Genomic DNA, 17,666 nt, shown 5'->3' with positions numbered 1-17,666 from the left:
CCACGACACCGACTCCGCGAAAGCGTGGTCGCGCGCGAGTCGATAACGGACTGCGTCCGGCTATGTCCGTTAAGGTGACCGCAGGCAGTTGGAATGTGGCGAATACTCCCATGTTCCCGATCGAGACAGCAGGCAAACTCCCCTATGGCGCAACTTTTCGAGCAGTCGAAAAAGGTGATCGAGGCCCACCTCGCCGGAACGAGCATCCGTGCGATCTCCGGCTCGATGATCGCCTACGAAGGAAATGTGCAGTTCAAGTCTGCCGGTTTCGGCGGCGGTGACGGTGTGATCGCCGGGCTCAAGCGACGTGCCACCGGCGAGAAGCTGTCGCTGATGGAGTGCAACGGGCACGGCAGGGTCTTCTTCGCGGTGAACGGCCAGCACGTCACCGTGGTGAACCTCAACAACGAGACGCTGCAGGTCGAATCGCAGCAGCTGCTCGCCTTCGCGGGCAACCTGCGCACCGATGTGCGTTTCGCCGGGGTGCGCGGCGCCTCCACCGGTGCGGGGCTGTTCACCACCACGGTGTCGGGACAGGGTCAGGTCGCGCTGCTTTCGGCGGGCGGGCCGCTGATCCATCTCGAGGTGTCGCCGCAGTACCCGCTGGTCGTCGACCCCGACGCCTTCGTCGCGGCGCGCGGCAATCTCAACCACTCGTTCGTCACCGACGTGTCGTGGCGCAGCCTCGTCGGCCAGGACGCGGGCGAGGCGTTTTCGCTGCGCTGGGATGGTCAGGGCGTCGTGCTGATCCAGCCGGCGGAACGGTAGGGACGGGCGATGTTCGAGAAGGTCAACGGCAAAGTCGTCAAGGTCGATGTCAGCAGGGCGGGCGGCGTCGTCGCCCGCAACGGCGCGATGCTGTTCTACACCGGCGATATCTCCTTTGCGCCGCACCAGATTCCGGGCGGCCAGGGCATGGGCGGTGGCGGCGGGCTGATGCGGATGGCAGGCCGCATGATGGCCGGCGAGCACGAGCGCACCATGCTGGCCCAGGGCCCCGGTGAGGTGCACTACGGATTCGCCGGGCTCGAAGTGCACGTCGTCCACCTGCAGCAGGGCGCGACGCTGCGCGTCGAGGCCTCGCGACTGCTTGCCAACAGCGCGGGACTGCAGAGTTCGATTGTGTCGGTGATGAGTTCGGGTGGCGGCGGCGGTGGCGGCGGCCTGATGGGTGCGCTGCGCGGCGCCGCGGGCGGCGCGCTGACCGGGCAGGGCATGTTCACCACCCAGCTGGCGGGTCAGGGATCGGCGGTGCTGCTCGCGCACGGCGGATTCCTGGAACTGCAAGTGGGCGGGCCGAATCCGATCGTGGTCGATCCGCAGGCATTCGTCGCCACCTACGGCAATGTGCAGACCGAGCTGAAGACGGCGATGAGCTGGCGCGACGCGGTGGGACGCGGAGCGGGCGAAGCGATGCAATTGCACTGCGTCGGACAGGGTGTCGTGTATGTGCAGGCCTCCGAAGAGAAGTTGTGAGCCATGTCCCAGATTTTGAATCCGCTGAATCTCGGTGAGAGCGACAATATTCCGGGGAACAGCTACGCCTACTGCATCGACCTGAACAAGCCGTGGTTCATGCGCAAGGGCGCGATGATCGCCTACTACGGCGATATGCGCTTCCAGATGCTCACCCACGGCCTGCAGGGTGGACTGCTGCACATGGTGTCCCAGCAGTTCTCCGCACCATTGTTCACCGGTGACTACGTGGTCGCGGAAGGCCACGGCAAGCTCATCATCGGAGACCGCGGCTACGACATCAATTCCTATGACCTCGAGGACAACGGCAACCTCACCATCCGCGCGGCGAACCTGCTCGCCTTCGAGCCCGGCCTGTCGCTCAACCAGTCCATCGTCCCCGGGTTCCTCACGCTGATCGGCACGGGCAAGTTCCTCGCCTCGTCCAACGGCCCCGTCATGTTCGCGGAGCCGCCGCTGCGGGTCGACCCGGAATCCCTTGTCGGCTGGGCGGATTGCCCGTCACCAAGCCATCATTACGACCAGCGGTGGGTGACGAATTTCCTCGCGGCGGGCGCGGCCCGGTTCGGCGTCAACTCCGGCGAGGAACGACAGTTCGACTTCACCGGCAGCGGAACGGTATTGATCCAATCCAGCGAAAAAGTGCTCAGCGACTCCATGCTGGTGCGCACCATCGAGGGGCAGCTGCAGAGCGGCATGACAGTCGGCGGCCTGCAACGCTTGCAGGGTGTCATCGCCCAGCAGCTGGGTGGTCAGCACTACGACTGAGGCCGATCACGGGGCGTGGCCTGGTCTCGATGCGCGACGCAGACCGATTCACCACCGACCACGTGCGACTAACCGCGGATCAGCGGCGGCAGCTCGGTCAGACTCTTGATGCGCTTGGCCGGGGTGGCGACGCCGGTATCGCGGCGATCCAGCCAAATCCCCTGCAGCCCAGCGGCGATCGCCGCCTCGGCATCCGTCCGCAGACGATCGCCGATGTAGACGACCTTCGAAGGCGGCAACCGCAGTGCATCGCACGCGGCCAGGAAGATCGCCGGATGCGGCTTGGCGACACCTACCTCACCGGAGATGGTTACGTGGTCCAAAAGGCCTGTGAGACCGACCTTCGCGAGCTTGCGGCGTTGCTGTAGCGAATCGCCGTTGGTGATTACACCGAGCCGCAGCTTCCCGTTCTCTGTAGCGAGCGCCGCGAGGGCAGGCGCCACATCGGGATAGGTCCGCCACGCCGCCTCGTACTGCGTCAGATATTCGGCAAACCAGCTGTCCGCCCGGTCATCCGACCAAACGCCCTGGCCGAACTCGTCGGCGAGATGAGTGATTCGCAGGCGTCGTTGCTCCGTGAAAGTCAGTTCACCCGCCAGGTAGCGATCCATCGCCCATGTTTCCAACTCCCGCCACCGGCGCGCGAGACCGTCGCGATCGGGGACGTAGGGGAACCCCGCGCGGACCGCCGCCTCCGCGGCAGTCTCGTGGTCGACAAGCGTTCCGTCCACATCGAACAGGACGGCTTCGGCGGAAGAGGTCGGCACAACGATCCATTGTCGCAGTCGCAACGAAAGCGCAGAAGGATTCGGGGATCCTCCTTGGGATACCGCGACTTTGTCGGTCACCTGGACTAACCTCCAACTTGAAGCGCGATTCAAGTCAAGGAGAACACCATGGCCGACACCCTGCTGGATATCGCCGAGGTGGCCGAGCGCGCGGGTCTCGCCCCGTCTGCACTGCGCTTTTATGAGAAGCGCGGCCTCATCGCCGCCGACGGACGCAACGGACTGCGGCGCACCTACCGTCCCGACATCCTCGGCCGCCTCGCCTTGGTCGCTTGCGCACGCGGCGCGGGGTTCACCATCGCCGAAATCGCCCGCTTCATCCGAGCCACCCCCAGCGACACCGAACTGCGCGCCCGCATGGCCGACAAAGCCCGCGACCTCGACGACGACATCGCCCGGCTCATCCGGATGCGCGACAGCCTCCGCCACGCATCGACTTGCACCCATGAGCCCTTGGTCGAATGCCCCGACTTCAAGAGCACATTCGAAACCCCTGAATCCCAGGCCATTCGGACGCCGGTGACCGCGAGAACCGGACTGCGATAGCCAGCCGATCAAGCATCGCCGGGACGCGATCGCGGGCGCCGGATCACCGATCCGGGGTGGCGGGCCAGCGGGTGGAGCCGAGTTCACGTGAGATGGTGCGGGCGGTGGTGCGGACTGCGTCGACGGTGGCGTCGGAGGCGGGCCAATCCGGTGTCGGGATGACTGCGCCGACCGCCCCGACGACGCTGCCCGTGCGGTCGAAAATGGCTCCCGCCACACAGGATTCGCCGAGCACGGCCTCGTCGCATTCGTAGGCGAGACCCGACGATGCGACCGGTCGCAGGTGTTCGAGGAAGGCCACGGGATCGATGATCGTCTCGCCGGTCATGCTGCGCAGCGTCGTCGCGTCGAGCGGCGCCAGGAACGCGAGCATGGCCTTGCCGAGAGCACTTGCGTGGGAAGGTATTTCGATGCCGACCTCGGGCATTTGCCTACTGCCGTCCGGCCGGGGTTCGTGATGGATGATGACCACATCGTCGCCGAAGAGCACGCCGACCCGGACGGCGAGTCCGGTGGTCCGCGCCAGTTCGTGTGCCCAGGTGAGGGCTCTGGCCCGCAGGTCGAGCGTGTCGAGGTAGACGTTGCCCAGCCGCAGCACGGCGGGCCCGAGCTGATAACGCCCGCCGCCGTGTTCCTGCACGACGACACCGTGAGCGGCGAGCGTCCGGACGATGCCGTGCACCGTTGTCGCCGCGAGCCCGAGCTCCGCGGCGAGCTCGGACAGGGTCATCCGCCGCGCGCCCTGCAGCGCGAACAGTATGCGAACGGCCCGGTCGACCGACTGGATCACGCGACTTCCTCCATCGAATCCCACCGACTCTTGTGACCTGCGCTACATCCACGTACTCTACGAATTACATTCGACATTGTCGAATATCGTTCGAAACAATCTCGGGAGTCTCCCATGGATGGACTGCGGACGCCGCAGAAACTTGCGGCGGAAGTGCTCGGCACGGCGTTCCTCGTCTTCATCGGCGTCGGATCGGTACCTGCCACGCTCATGGTGAACGGCGACGCACCGTTCACGATGGCCGACCTCGGCATGATCTCGCTTGCCTTCGGCACCGTGGTCCTGGCCACCGTGTATGCCTTCGGGCACGTCTCAGGAAACCACATCAATCCGGCGGTGACCCTCTCGCTCGCGTTGAACGGGCAGTTCCCGTGGCGGCAGGTCCCGGCCTACCTCGCCGCCCAGGTCGCGGGTGCGGTGCTGGGCGCGTTCGCCATCATCGGGGTGCTCGGCGACCGTGCCAGCGAGGTCGGTCTCGGCGTCGCCGCCTACGGCCAAGGCGTCGGCGCGGGGCAGGCGTTCATCGCCGAGTTCGTAGGCACCTTCATTCTCGTGCTGACCGTGCTGCTCGTCGTGCACCGCGCCGCTGCGCCCGGCTTCGCAGGCGTCGCCATCGGACTCGTGGTGTTCGCGGCCATCATCCCTGTCGCACCCGCCACCGGCGCGTCCATCAACCCGGCGCGCACGCTCGGGCCGATGCTCGTGCAGCAGGTGTGGGGCGCGGATGTCGCCTGGGGACAAGCCCCCGTGTATCTCGCCGCCGAATTCCTCGCCGGTGTCGCCGCGGCCTTCGCCGCCCGCGCCCTGACCCACATCAAGACCTCGGCAGGCGCGAATCACGACGCGCTCGAAACCGCTGCATAACAGGAGAATTGATGAAGAAACTGATCAACGATCCGGCCGGCGTCGTCCGGGAAGCGCTGTCGGGCATGGCCGCGGCCCACCCCGAACTGCGGGTCGATATCGAGAACAAGGTCGTGTTTCGCGCCGACGCACCGAGACCGGGCAAAGTCGCGTTGCTGTCGGGCGGCGGTTCCGGGCACGAACCGATGCACGGCGGCTTCGTCGGCGCGGGCATGCTCGACGCCGCCTGCGCCGGAGAAGTCTTCACCTCCCCTGTCCCGGACCAGATCCTCGGTGCCACCACGGCCATCGACGCCGGTGCCGGTGTCCTGCACATCGTCAAGAACTACACCGGCGACATCATGAACTTCGAGATGGCTGCCGAGCTCGCCGCCGCGGAAACCGGGGTCGAGGTCACCGCGGTGGTGGTGAACGACGATGTGGCCGTGCAGGACAGCCTCTTCACCGCGGGCCGCCGTGGCGTCGGCGCCACCGTCGTGCTGGAGAAGATCGCGGGCGCCGCCGCCGAACAGGGCAGGTCGCTCGCCGAGGTCGCCGAGGTCGCCCGCACCGTGAACGCCAACTCACGCAGTATGGGCATGGCGCTGACCTCCTGCACCGTCCCCGCCGCCGGTAAGCCGACCTTCGCGCTGAGCGAGACCGAGATGGAGATCGGCGTCGGCATCCACGGGGAACCCGGCCGCCATCGCGCGCCGCTCGCGCCCGCGCGGGAGGTCGCCGCAATGCTGGTGGAGCCCATCCTCGCCGATCTGCCGTTCACCAAGGGCGACACGGTGATCTGCTTCGTGAACGGGATGGGCGGCACGCCCCTGCTGGAGCTGTACGTGATGTACAACGAGGTGGCCCGCATCCTCGGCGGCCACGGGATCGGCATCGCCCGCTCCCTGGTCGGCCCGTACATCACGTCGTTGGAGATGGCGGGATGTTCGGTGACATTGACCAAGGTCGGCGACGACCTACTGACTCTGTGGGATGCGCCGGTGCGCACGCCCGCCCTGCGCTGGGGAGTGTGACGATGATCGATCCGATCCACTGGGTGCGCCGCTTCGCCGAGCTGATCGACGAGCACACCGACGAACTCACCGAGCTCGACGCGGCCATCGGCGATGCCGATCACGGCAGCAATATGCAGCGCGGGACGGCGGCGGTCGTCGCGGCGCTCGCCGAGGACGCGCCGAGGACACCGACCGAACAGCTGAAACAGGTCGGCATGACGCTGATACGAACGATCGGCGGTGCGAGCGGGCCGCTCTACGGCACGTTCTTCCTGCGCTGCGCGGCAGCCGCGGGCGAAACCGACTTCGACGCGGCGGGTTTCGCGAAGGCGTTCCGGGCCGGGCTCGACGGGATCGTGGCACGCGGCAAGGCTGAGTCCGGGGACAAGACGATGTTCGACGCACTTGCGCCCGCAGCCGACGCGCTCGACGAGCGCCTCGCTGCCGGGGACGATCTCGCCGCGGCACTCGAGGCCGCGGTAGCCGCGGCCGAGGCCGGACGCGACGCGACCATTCCGATGCTCGCACGCAAGGGCCGCGCCTCCTACCTCGGCGAACGCAGTGTCGGGCATCAAGATCCCGGCGCGACCAGTGCGGCACTGCTGGTGCTCGCCGCGAGACAGGCGGTTCGATGATCGGCATCGTCGCCGTCTCACACAGCCGTGCCCTCGCTACCGCCGCCGTTGCGCTGGCCACCGAGATGCTGCACGACCAGCCGATCCGCATCGAGGTGGCGGCCGGGCTCGACGAGCACACCTTCGGTACCGACGCGATCGCCGTCGCCGAGGCGATCGCCGACGCCGACTCCGGCGACGGCGCACTGGTATTGATGGACCTCGGCAGTGCCGTGCTCTCCGCCGAGCTCGCGGTGGATCTGCTCACGACGCCCCATCAGGTGCGCTTGTGTTCGGCGCCGTTCGTGGAGGGCCTGATCGCGGCCGCTGTCGCTGCGGCCGGTGGCGCGGGGCTCGCGGAAGCCGCGGACGAGGCCGAGAACGCCTTGGCGGGCAAGCAAACTCACCTCGAAGGACAGCCAGCCGCGACAGCGGACAGTGCGCCCGAACCGATGCCGGCCGAAGCCGAGGGTATGCCGCGAGTACTGTCCGGAAGCGACCCGACAGCGTCGTCGGCCGTGAACGCGGGCATCAACAGCTCAGAGCCGACCGCGACCGGCACATTCGTCGTCACGAACGACCATGGGCTGCATGCCCGCCCGGCGGCACGCCTCGTTGCCGAGATACGCCGCCTCGCGGCGACCGTCCGGCTGCGCAATCTGACGACCGGCGCTGGGCCCGCCTCGGGAACAAGCTTGAGCCGCGTCGCCGCCCTCGGCGCGCTCTTCGGCCATGAAATCGAGGTCGTGGCAACAGGTTCGGGCGCGAAGGAGGCGGTGGATGACGTACTCGCACTCGCCGCGCGCCGATTCGACGAGACGGCCGGTCGGGCCATCGCTGAGCCGGACGCTGCCGGGTCTTCCACTCGCATCGGCAAGGCGGCGGGCACGTATCCCGCGCCCGCCGGTCGCCCACTTGCCGCGCCGATGGATCACGGCACAGACCAATTCGCCAGGCCCACCGGTTATGGCGAAGGTCCATTTCCCACACTTGCGGGTCAGGGGGCAGGCGCAATCCCCTCACCCGCCGGTCAGGGCGCGGGCTCATTGCTCTCGTCCGCCGGTCAAGGCCCAGGCGCGACTTCCACACCCATCGAACAGAGCGCGGGGCCGATTCCCGCATCTGCGGGCGTCGGTATCGGGCGCGCTTGGCGGATCGGGCAGACCGAATTCGACCTTCCCGAAACTCCCTCCGGCCCACCACAAGTGGAGCACGAACTGTTCGACGCCGCGATCGCGGCCGTGCGTGCCGACATCGAGCGGACTCGCGCGCATGCGGGCGCGGAGGCCGAAATCTTCGAGGCGCACCTGCTGCTCCTCGATGACGACGAACTGATCGGCGCGGTTTATCAGGGCATCGATGCCGCGGGCTCCGCGCCCACCGTGTGGGCCCAGGTACTGGAATCCGCTGCCGCCGAACTGGATCGGCTCACCGACGACTACCAGCGGGCCCGCGCCGCCGACCTGCGGGCCATACGCGACCAGGTGCTCGCGGCCATGCTGGGCCACACCACCGAGATGATCAGTCGCGCAGGCATTCTCGTCGCCGCCGATCTGACTCCCGCCCAGGCGGCCGGACTCGACCGCGATCTCGTCACGGGAATCGTGCTCGCTCAGGGCAGCCCGACCTCGCACAGCGCCATCATCGTTCGCGCGCGTGGCATCCCCGCCGTGGCCGGTGCGGGTTCCCCCGTGCTCGAGGTCCCGGACGGGACGGTAATCGCGTTGGATGGCGGCACCGGCAGACTTGTGATCGAGCCCGAGGCGGCAACCCTCGCCGCCTTCACCGGGCTCGCGATCTGGCAACGCGAACAACGTCGAGCCGCCGAAGCGGAGGCCGACAAACCCGCGATCACCCGTGACGGGGCGACCATTCACATCGCGGCGAATGTGGGCGGCGACGTCGAGGCGACCGAAGCCGTGCGCAACGGCGCGGACCTGGCCGGGCTGGTGCGCACCGAGTTCTTGTTCCTCGGCCGCGCCGACGCCCCCTCCATCGAGGAGCAGGAGCAGGTATACCGTGCGGTGGCCGAGGCATTCGGTGGTCGCCGCATCGTGCTGCGCACCCTCGACGTCGGTGGCGACAAACCGCTCCCCTACATCGATCAACCGACCGAGGCGAACCCCTTCCTCGGCGTCCGAGGCATCCGCCTCGCCCTTGCCCGCCCCGCATTGCTGCGCGACCAACTGACCGCCATCTGCCGAGTCGCCGCCGACCATCCAGTGAGCGTGATGTTCCCCATGGTCACGCAACTGGACGAGCTGCTCGCCGCCCGCCGAATCCTCGACGACGTCGCCCCGTCCGGTGTCACGCCAGAGGTCGGCATCATGGTGGAAGTGCCCGCGGCAGCGGCGAAAACGGCGATATTCGCCGACCACGTCGACTTCTTCAGTATCGGTACCAACGACCTCACCCAGTACGCCCTCGCCGCCGAACGCGGTAACGAAGCCCTCAGCACCCTCGCCGACCCCCTCGACCCCGGCGTCCTCCGGCTGATCGCCATGGTCTGCGAATCAGCCGGATCCGCACGAGTAGCGGTCTGCGGCGAAGCCGCCGCGGACCCGGTGGCAGCCCCCCTGCTACTCGGCCTCGGCGTCCACGAACTCAGCGTCGCCCCACCCGCGATACCACTCGTCAAGGCCGCCGTCCGCGACCTGGACCTGACCGAATGCCGACAGGCGGCAGCCAAGGCGCTGCGTTGCGCGTCGGCCGCTGAGGTACGCGCCCTGGTTGGCTGAGGTGTTGTCCCGGTCAGCACGCCGACCGCTGGCCGGGTCCTACCGAGCCCCGACGACTTCGGCGCACCTCATTCGGTGGACAGCGGCGCGGCTTTGATGAACCAGTTGATGATTTCCTCACCGGCGAGGATGCCCGAGGCCCTGGTGATGGTGAGATTGGGATGGGTGAAGTTCAGTTGCTCGAGTTCGCCGTGGCGGGGTCGGATGGCCGAGTCGGCCGTGCGGAGCATCTCGGCATCCAGTGCGCCGTCGCCTGCGGCGAGAGTCATTGCGGCATGGGATAGCTCGCCGTTCTCGACCAGTCGGCGACGAACCTCCTGGACGGCGCGGCTCTTGCAGACGGCCGTCGGCATGGTGTAGATCTTGCGCCCCTGCTGGGAGGCCGACCACCCGCGAGAGCGGCACCAGGCGTCCCATTCGGCGAGAAAACCCTCCGGCACCTCTTTCGGCTTGACCACCAGATAGTTGAACAGGTGGTCGGCGACACGGAACTTGGTCACCCAGCTGTCATCGATGCGCGCACGGAGCTCGGCATTGATCTCCGACAGCGTCGCGCCGCCCGCACGAACCTGGTCGTCGATATCGATGCGCCAGCGCATATCGGGAACACCGTCGACGAGGATATTGCCGCCATTGCTGGTGATCGCGTATCGCCATGGCGCGCCTGGCAATTGGATGCGTTCGAACTGCTTGATGGTGCGGGTGGTCGTCGGAATGACGGCGGCGGGTTCGGTCAGGGTCTGCATCCGCAGGGCCGCCGCGGTTGTCATGAAAGACAGCGGCTCGCCTTCCAGATGCTCCACACACACCGTCGGCACCGCGGTGGCCGCGCTGAAAGCGTTGCGCGAGTAAATCATCGTCCGGTCCAGGTCGGTGGCTACCAGCGTCTGTCTTCGTAGACTTCGTAGGTCCATCATTGTTGTACGTCCTCGATCAATCCCATGCACGAATAGGCGAGGTCCGACACGACCTCCACCGGGACACCGCGGGCCGCGGCAAGCATGCGCAGGTGGGCGTGCTCGGGCGCATCGGCCTCGCGGACGAGCACCCGCCACGGCACGCGACGCAGCAGCACCCTGGTGGTCTCGCCGACACCGGGTTTCACGAAATTCACGCTGCCGATGCCGTACTGCTCGCGCACCTTCTCCACCGAGGCCCAGCCCGACCAGGTCGGTGTCCGATCGCTGTCGCGGATGGCGGCGACCTCGGCGGGCACCCGGTCTCGGACCGTGTCGAAAGCGCCGCTCACCGCGTCGAGCAGGCGCACCGAAACATCGTCGCCGTTCAGCTCGCGATAGAACTTCGCGCCGTGGAAGTCGCCGGATCCGATCAGAGTGTCGTTCAATACGGTGCGTGAAATCAGGCCGGAGACGGTCGAATTCAGGCAGGCCGACGCGATGAGGAAGTCATCGCGGGTGCCGTAGGTGCGCACGCAATGCCCCGGGTCGGCCAGGACGGCGAGTTCGTCGTTGAACCGAGCGCCACCGGCGGCGTGGTACGCGTCGAGGGCTTCGGTGAGTTCCCTGGCGATGGCGCCCTTGCCGGTCCAGCCGTCGACGAACACCACCGACGCCGGATCATGATGCCTGGCAAGGTAGTCCAATGCGACCGCGTCGATGCCGCGATCACGCACGATCGACACCGCATAGTGCGGCACCTCGAGACTCGGCAGGTCACTACAACGGCCTGCGGCCAGCCAGCGGCGCATGAGGATACCCACTGGAGTGCCCGCGCGAGCCAACGACACCAATACGATGTCGTTGCCGCGCTCGGCGACAACCAGTTCCGCCACTGTCGCGACGGCAAGTGCGAGCCGTTCGGCACTGGCCTCGAGCACGTCGTCGAACAACGACCGATAGGCCGCGTCCGGCTGGTATTCGATCGGCAGCGATTCCGCGTAATGCGCGACCCCCGCTTGGATCCGTTGCTCCCGCTCGGCGACGTCCGCCTCGAGGTCGACGTCGGAAAGATCCTTCAGGAGCCAGGAAACCTCTTCAGGCGCATACGATCCGAAGTCCGGACCGTGCAGCGGGGCGGGAAGTTCGACTGCGGGGACGGTATTCACAGCAGCTGACCTCATCATCGCGTCGGTGTCGGGCAACGCCGTACCCGACGGCAATTGATCGACCCGCTCTGCGTGCAGCATGCGCGGATCAGCACCCGGCAGCACCGCGACGACGACATCCGCGCCGGAGGCGGTGAGCACATCGATCAACCCACCATCGGCGACGAGTTCTGCGGTGTCGGCAGGGGAATCGACGACGACGACCAGGACCGGATCGACCTCCGCCGCGCCGCCCGCTGTGGAGTTGTCCGAGAGCCTGCCGAGACTTTCGCCGGCGCCGGCGAGTCGGCCGGACCGCCGCACCGACTCCGGATCGCGCGCTCCGGAGAACTCCTCGGCCCAGTGCGCGTTGTACAGGTAGCGCGGCTGCTCCTGACCGACCTCCGGTGCCAGGAAACGGAATCCACGGCGCAGTGGATAGCCGGGTTCGTCCAGTACATACGCCGGTGACCGGGTAGTGGTCTGATACCTGGTCGGCAGGCCGGATTCGGCGAGTTGCGCCGCCAGCCGAAGCGGCATGTACATCAGCTCTTCGTGCGCGAGCACGATGACCGCCCTGCCGGGGAATTCCGCATCGAGCTTCGTCCGCACCACCCCGGTCGCAGCGGCGACAGCGGAATCGAACGCGATCATGTCCGAACGCAGAATCCCATGCCTGCCGCCCTCCGGCACCGCCGCGGGCCATGGCAGTTCCATTCGCGTGAACGAACCTCGCTGCTCGGCAATGGGATTCAGCTCTGGCTCGGGTAGCGCGGCGACCGCGTCCACCAGTCCGTCCGGCAACGCGGTGCGGCCGGACGCGAGGCACACCGTGTCGATCCGCGCGCCGATTCGCTGCGCCGCCGCCTCGAAGGAGGCGCGATCGTTCTCGGTGCGCATATCCACCAGCGAAGCAAGCAGGTAGTGCGACCTCGGCGAGAACGCGTGCAGCGCATAGATCGCATCGAGAGCCGTAGCGCCGGTGGATATCTCGTCGTCCACCAGCACGAGAGGGAGGTCGTTGGCGAAAATATCGGCCGGTGCGGGTTGTAGCTGGTGCGACGTGGCGTGCGAATGCCCCTCCTCGAACCCGGTGAGCGTCTCCGCTTCGGCGACGTCTCGCCGGGTCGAATGCAGGTAGCAGCCCGCACCGATTCGCGCCGCCACACAATGGCCGAGACCTGTTGCGGTTTCGGCGAACCCGAGCACGACCGCTTCCCGCTCACCGAGCACTCCGCGCACCAGGTCGCCGAGCCGGTTGCCCGCATCGAGCACCACCCGCGGGTCTGTCGGAAGATGCTTGCCGAGCACGGTCGACACCAGCAGATGCGCACGTCGCGGGTTGCGGCGCAGGCCGGGCTGGATCAGCGACTCGATCGACAGTTCTACCGGTAACGCACTCGTCGCCGCGTCGGGATCGACCGGCCCGTAGGAATCGTCGTGGAACAGTTCCATACCGAGCGTCCTCGTCGCCCAGGGGATGGCAGTCCCGATCAGGTCAGTAGACGCGCCACTCATACCTTCACCATCGCCGACAGCAGATCCACGAACGAAACTCCCTTATTCGCCACACCGAACACTCGCGCCCGCAGCAGCGTCTGCCGCGCCCAACTGCGGTGCGGGCGCATCTCGTTCATCTTGTTGCGGTATCCGGATGCCGCAACGCCACCCACGTCGACCTGCAGGATGTCGAGCGCGTCGGAGTACTCCTCGTGCGTCACCACCGACAGCGCGTGCACGGCGGCCACGTGCGAGGGGTGGATCACCGTCTTGCCTTGGATGCCGTTGGCCCGGTCCAGCGTGATTTCGCGCAGCAGCCCGTCCAGATCCCGGCTGACCAGATATTGCCGAAACGGCACCGCGTCGGACTCCGCGAAGGGCGCGGTGCGCAGCAGCGGCCGGAACATCCGCTCGTGATCGGCGAAGTACTCCCATACCGGACCGGTGATGACGAAACCCGTACCATCCGCTCGCCCAAGGTAATTCACGATGTCGGCGATGACATCGGCGACCACTCGCACGTCGTAGATGGTCAGATCCCGGTCGCGCCGGATGCCGAAGGTCGAGCACATATCCGTCGCGCCGACCCGCACCGCGAGCACCCGCTCCCGATGCTCGGCGAGCAATGTCGCGATCTGGGTCAGCTCGTCGTCGCGGGTCTGCCGATGCACCAGTCCCGCCGATTCGAGCACCGGCATCCCGTATATCGGCCGGTCGAGCAGCTCCGCGGCGGTCTCGAGCGCGTCGAGATATTTGGTTCCGGTGGTGCTGTCGAATTTGGGGAAGACGAATCCGGTGAGCACCGCGGCACCGGCCCCGAGCTGCTCGACGATCTCGGTGATCGCGTCCGCGTCGCGAACCCGGACGAACAGCAGCGGATTCGGATCCTCGCTGCCTGCCAGCAGATCCAGCGTCGCCACCGTCTGCTGCTTGGCGAATTCCACCTCGTGGTCGGCGACCGCGTCCTCGAGATCGATCACCATCGAGCACACGCCGCGCTCGGCGCGTTTGGCGATCGTCACGGCCAGATCCGGCCGGGTCGCGGGTGCGTACAACGTCGCGCCGAGTGCGATCGCCAGCAGCTCCCGGTCGGCGTGGTCGCCGAAAGGTTCGGGCTGCCGATGGAAAAGGTGCCGTGCCTCGGGGCCGTGCAGCTGCCGAAAATGGCGCAGCGGCAGTCGTTTCCGCAGGGAAACCGCCTGCGGGACGGCGATGCCTGCGGTCATCGTTGCCCCATCCTCATTCTCGTCGTGGTCCTGCTTGTTTTCTCATTCGATCCACTACCCCGGCTATGAATTCGGTGACGGAATCCAGTTGCGTCACATAGGCCCAGTAGTCGGGGTGCCGCCCCGACAGTGTTTCGGCGATTCGGTCGATTCGGTCCACCTGTGCATCGAGCACAGATCCCCATTCGGCGGTGAGCCCCCGGCCCACCGCGAGCATTTGTGCGTCCCGCAGCCGAAATCGTACGGCCTTGGCCTTCTCTTGCGGATTGTCCCGGACTTCGCGCAGCGTGGTGAGCCGTTTGGTCACGGCGTCGACCTGCTGCTCGGCCTCGGTCAGAGACCCGCGCGCGGATGTGGTCAGATCAAGTGCAGACTCCGGGTTGTTCTTGGCCAATGCCACGCGCGCCTGTACCAGATCCGCGTCCGCGGCATCGATGGCCCGTTGGCTTTCCCGCCCATTGTTAGCCAGATCCGCGGAACTTGCAGCATTGAACTCGCGCAGCAGCGTAGAGAAGGCCGGCACCAGCCGTTCGGCTCTGGTGCGCACGGCCGCCAACCTGGTGCTCGCCGAGCTGATCGCGGTGGTCGCGGCCTGTTCGCGAGATGGGGCCTGCGCCAATGCTTCTGTCAATTCCTTGGTGGCCGCTTCGAGTCGATTGGCAGCGGCCCTGACGGTCGCGGCAGCCTCGGGACCTGCGGCTTCCAGTGTGATCATGGCCTCATCGAGGGCGGTGGCGGCCCGTCGCACCGACGGATAGCCTGCGTATTCGGACTCGGCCGCCTGCCTGCGAACACCCGCCGCGGTGATCTTCACCTGCTCGGCCAGTTGCGGCACCGTCCGATACACGGCCAGGGCGCGCTCGAGTTGTGCCTGATTGCCGCCGTAGAACTCGTCCACCGCGACTGCCGCCGCATTCAGCTGCCGGACCAGCGCATCGGCGCGGGCCTGCCCCTGCTGGACGGGGGCGCCGTCGCGGTCGGCCGTATCCAGCTCGTCGTTGAACGCCAGGTACGCCCCCGCCGCGTCATAGCACCGGCTGCGCACTGTTTCCCAGTGCGCGCTCATCCGTCGATCCGGGAACACCTGCTCGGCGGCGTGCACGGCCGCCTCGGCCGCGCTCTGGCGCCGATCCATATCGAGGAACGCAGCAGTCAGCGCCGGTCGGGCCTGCTGAATCCATTCATTGTGCCCCGATGACCGGAACCATCCACGCCTGCGGCCTGCCACGTCCCGATGGTAAGCGGTGGACTCGCCCGCGCCCGCCCGACCGCGAGACTGCCCTGCGGCCGCGCCGCTCCCGGCGATGTTCCAGTTCGCCAGGGGTTCCACGGGTTCCTACGCAAGTTCGCCGAAACCTACTACTGTCGTATGGCGTACCCGGCGATTCGGACATGCTGGGAACCTCAAACGTCTATTGAAAGGGATTTCCGCATGGGTGTCAGTTTGTCCAAGGGCGGCAACGTCTCGCTGACCAAGGCGGCGCCGAACCTGACCGCCGTGGCAGTCGGTCTCGGGTGGGACCTGCGGTCCACCACCGGCACCGACTTCGACCTCGATGCCAGCGCCATCGCGACCGGTGCGGACAAGAAGGTGCTGTCGGACCAGCACTTCGTCTTCTTCAACAACCTCAAGTCCCCCGAAGGCGCCATCGAGCACGCCGGTGACAACACCACCGGTGAGGGCGAGGGCGACGACGAGGTGATCAACGTGGACCTGGCGGCCACCCCGCCGACGATCGAGAGCATCTTCTTCCCGGTCTCGATCTACGACGCGGACGGCCGTCAGCAGTCCTTCGGTCAGGTGCGCAATGCCTACATTCGCGTTGTCGACCGCAGCAACGGCACCGAACTGGCTCGCTACGACCTCACCGAGGACGCCTCCACCGAGACCGCCATGGTCTTCGGTGAGCTGTACCGCAACGGGGCCGAGTGGAAATTCCGCGCCATCGGTCAGGGCTACGCTTCGGGTCTGGCCGGTATCGCCCGCGACTACGGCGTGAACGTCTAAGCACGACCTTGCCTGTCAGGGGGCTCGGCGACGGGCCCCCTGCTCGTGCGACAACGCGCCGAGACGCACGCAACATTGTTGGACAACCGCCGATTCAGCAGCCACGCTGGAACTAGCCGTCACCAACCCGGTCGCTTCATTCACACGTGCTCGGACGAACGTCCGAGTCGCCGCATAGGAAAGGTCCCCGCGTGGTCCTGCGCATTTTCGGCATGTCCTTCATCGTCACGGTGGTCTCGCTTATCGCGGCGTTCCTGTACGGCGGACCGACCGCGTTCGCGCTCGCCGCGATCCTCGGTATCCTCGAGGTCTCGCTGTCGTTCGACAACGCGGTCATCAATGCGACTGTGCTGGAACGAATGAGCCAGTTCTGGCAGAAGATCTTCCTCACCATCGGTGTGGTGGTCGCAGTGTTCGGCATGCGCCTGGTCTTCCCGCTGGCGATCGTATGGATCACCGCGGGCCTCGACCCGGTGAAAGCCTTCGATCTGGCGCTGAACCCGCCCGCCGACGGCGCCGCTACCTTCCCGGACGGCAGCAAGAGCTATGAGACGTTGCTCACCGACGCGCACCCGCAGATCGCCGCGTTCGGCGGCATGTTCCTGCTGCTGCTGTTCCTGAACTTCATCTTCGAGGAACGCGACATCACCTGGCTGTCCTGGCTGGAGCGGCCGCTGGCCCGAATCGGCAAGCTCGACATGCTTTCGGTGGTCGTCTCCGGCATCGCGCTGATCCTCACCGCGGAGATCATCGCCACCGAGCACGAGCGCGCCACCGTTCTGGCCGCGGGCCTGCTCGGCATGATCACCTACATCGTGGTGGACGGGCTCGGCTCGCTGTTCCACACCGAGGAACACAGCGAAGGTCCTTCGGAGCTCGCCAAGGCCACCGGCAAGGCCGGGTTCTTCTTGTTCCTGTACCTGGAAGTGCTCGACGCGTCGTTCTCCTTCGACGGCGTGATCGGCGCCTTCGCCATCACCTCCGACCCGATCATCATCGCGCTCGGCCTCGGCCTGATCGGCGCCATGTTCGTCCGCTCCATCACGGTCTACCTGGTACGCAAGGGCACGCTCTCGGAGTTCGTGTACCTGGAGCACGGCGCACACTGGGCGATCGGCGCGCTGGCCATCATCTTGATGATCTCGATCGGCGTGCACGTCAATGAACTCATCACCGGCCTGATCGGTATCGCGTTCATCGGCGCGGCGTTCATCACCAGCGTCATTCGCAACCGTCGCGAGGATGATGCCGAAGAAGTGAAGAGCGAACGGGAACCGACGCCGGTAGGCTGACATTCGGCAGACAGCCG

16 protein-coding genes are annotated in these 17,666 nt (G+C 66.9%); 10 read left to right on the top strand and 6 right to left on the bottom strand.

The window, feature by feature from the left end; all coding sequences use genetic code 11:
• Positions 1-144: 144 nt before the first annotated feature.
• Genes ACFU4Z_RS03480 through ACFU4Z_RS03470 form a run of 3 tightly spaced genes read left to right on the top strand, consistent with a single transcriptional unit; the run spans position 145 to position 2,244 of the window.
• Positions 145-768: an AIM24 family protein gene (locus tag ACFU4Z_RS03480; RefSeq protein ID WP_328407445.1), complete on the top strand. Its 624-nt coding sequence runs from the start codon at positions 145-147 to the stop codon at positions 766-768.
• A 9-nt stretch (positions 769-777) separates the two neighbouring features.
• Entirely contained in the window at positions 778-1,476 is a 699-nt protein-coding gene (locus ACFU4Z_RS03475; RefSeq protein WP_379059425.1) for an AIM24 family protein, read from the top strand.
• A gap of 3 nt (positions 1,477-1,479) precedes the next feature.
• Positions 1,480-2,244, top strand: a complete 765-nt coding sequence (locus tag ACFU4Z_RS03470) for an AIM24 family protein (protein ID WP_379059424.1) — start codon at positions 1,480-1,482, stop codon at positions 2,242-2,244.
• 68 nt (positions 2,245-2,312) lie between these two features.
• On the opposite strand, the gene ACFU4Z_RS03465 is transcribed toward ACFU4Z_RS03470, so the two are convergent.
• On the bottom strand, positions 2,313-3,011 hold the full coding sequence (locus ACFU4Z_RS03465; protein ID WP_379059423.1) for an HAD family hydrolase: 699 nt from the start codon (positions 3,009-3,011) through the stop codon (positions 2,313-2,315).
• A gap of 129 nt (positions 3,012-3,140) precedes the next feature.
• Between ACFU4Z_RS03465 and ACFU4Z_RS03460 the strand changes: the two genes are divergently transcribed.
• Positions 3,141-3,578, top strand: a complete 438-nt coding sequence (locus ACFU4Z_RS03460; RefSeq protein WP_379059421.1) for a MerR family transcriptional regulator — start codon at positions 3,141-3,143, stop codon at positions 3,576-3,578.
• A gap of 43 nt (positions 3,579-3,621) precedes the next feature.
• Here the strand turns inward: ACFU4Z_RS03460 and ACFU4Z_RS03455 are convergent, their stop codons facing one another.
• Entirely contained in the window at positions 3,622-4,368 is a 747-nt protein-coding gene (locus ACFU4Z_RS03455) for an IclR family transcriptional regulator (RefSeq protein WP_379059420.1), read from the bottom strand.
• A gap of 114 nt (positions 4,369-4,482) precedes the next feature.
• Between ACFU4Z_RS03455 and ACFU4Z_RS03450 the strand changes: the two genes are divergently transcribed.
• Genes ACFU4Z_RS03450 through ptsP form a run of 4 tightly spaced genes read left to right on the top strand, consistent with a single transcriptional unit; the run spans position 4,483 to position 9,579 of the window.
• On the top strand, positions 4,483-5,232 hold the full coding sequence (locus ACFU4Z_RS03450) for an MIP/aquaporin family protein (protein ID WP_379059419.1): 750 nt from the start codon (positions 4,483-4,485) through the stop codon (positions 5,230-5,232).
• An 11-nt stretch (positions 5,233-5,243) separates the two neighbouring features.
• Positions 5,244-6,245, top strand: coding sequence for a dihydroxyacetone kinase subunit DhaK (dhaK, locus tag ACFU4Z_RS03445; protein ID WP_379059417.1), 1,002 nt, complete (start codon positions 5,244-5,246; stop codon positions 6,243-6,245).
• A gap of 2 nt (positions 6,246-6,247) precedes the next feature.
• On the top strand, positions 6,248-6,862 hold the full coding sequence (dhaL, locus tag ACFU4Z_RS03440; protein ID WP_379059415.1) for a dihydroxyacetone kinase subunit DhaL: 615 nt from the start codon (positions 6,248-6,250) through the stop codon (positions 6,860-6,862).
• A complete protein-coding gene (gene ptsP, locus ACFU4Z_RS03435; RefSeq protein ID WP_379059414.1) occupies positions 6,859-9,579 on the top strand; it encodes a phosphoenolpyruvate--protein phosphotransferase in 2,721 nt (906 codons plus the stop codon). The genes dhaL and ptsP overlap by 4 nt, the downstream gene beginning before the upstream one ends.
• Before the next feature lie 68 nt (positions 9,580-9,647).
• Here the strand turns inward: ptsP and ACFU4Z_RS03430 are convergent, their stop codons facing one another.
• Genes ACFU4Z_RS03430 through ACFU4Z_RS03415 form a run of 4 tightly spaced genes read right to left on the bottom strand, consistent with a single transcriptional unit; the run spans position 9,648 to position 15,577 of the window.
• On the bottom strand, positions 9,648-10,496 hold the full coding sequence (locus tag ACFU4Z_RS03430) for an HAD family hydrolase (protein WP_379059412.1): 849 nt from the start codon (positions 10,494-10,496) through the stop codon (positions 9,648-9,650).
• Entirely contained in the window at positions 10,493-13,141 is a 2,649-nt protein-coding gene (locus tag ACFU4Z_RS03425) for a phosphoribosyltransferase (protein WP_379059411.1), read from the bottom strand. Before ACFU4Z_RS03425 ends, ACFU4Z_RS03430 begins: the two co-directional genes overlap by 4 nt.
• Positions 13,138-14,349 carry an HpcH/HpaI aldolase/citrate lyase family protein gene (locus tag ACFU4Z_RS03420; protein ID WP_379059409.1) on the bottom strand — a complete coding sequence of 404 codons (1,212 nt, stop codon included), beginning with the start codon at positions 14,347-14,349 and terminating at the stop codon, positions 13,138-13,140. The genes ACFU4Z_RS03425 and ACFU4Z_RS03420 overlap by 4 nt, the downstream gene beginning before the upstream one ends.
• Positions 14,350-14,362: 13 nt before the next feature.
• Positions 14,363-15,577 carry a hypothetical protein gene (locus ACFU4Z_RS03415; protein ID WP_379059407.1) on the bottom strand — a complete coding sequence of 405 codons (1,215 nt, stop codon included), beginning with the start codon at positions 15,575-15,577 and terminating at the stop codon, positions 14,363-14,365.
• 204 nt (positions 15,578-15,781) lie between these two features.
• Here ACFU4Z_RS03415 and ACFU4Z_RS03410 point away from each other — a divergent pair, with 204 nt between their 5' ends.
• Both ACFU4Z_RS03410 and ACFU4Z_RS03405 read left to right on the top strand, forming a co-directional pair.
• The gene (locus ACFU4Z_RS03410) at positions 15,782-16,357 is read left to right on the top strand and encodes a TerD family protein (protein WP_379059405.1); all 576 of its coding nucleotides are present in this window, start codon (positions 15,782-15,784) and stop codon (positions 16,355-16,357) included.
• A 191-nt stretch (positions 16,358-16,548) separates the two neighbouring features.
• The gene (locus ACFU4Z_RS03405) at positions 16,549-17,649 is read left to right on the top strand and encodes a DUF475 domain-containing protein (RefSeq protein WP_379059404.1); all 1,101 of its coding nucleotides are present in this window, start codon (positions 16,549-16,551) and stop codon (positions 17,647-17,649) included.
• Positions 17,650-17,666: the final 17 nt, after the last annotated feature.

This window comes from Nocardia sp. NPDC057440 (assembly GCF_042802915.1).
GTDB lineage: Bacteria > Actinomycetota > Actinomycetes > Mycobacteriales > Mycobacteriaceae > Nocardia.
The sequence above is the reverse complement of the archived record's forward strand: the minus strand, read 5'-3'. Positions and strand labels throughout refer to the sequence as shown.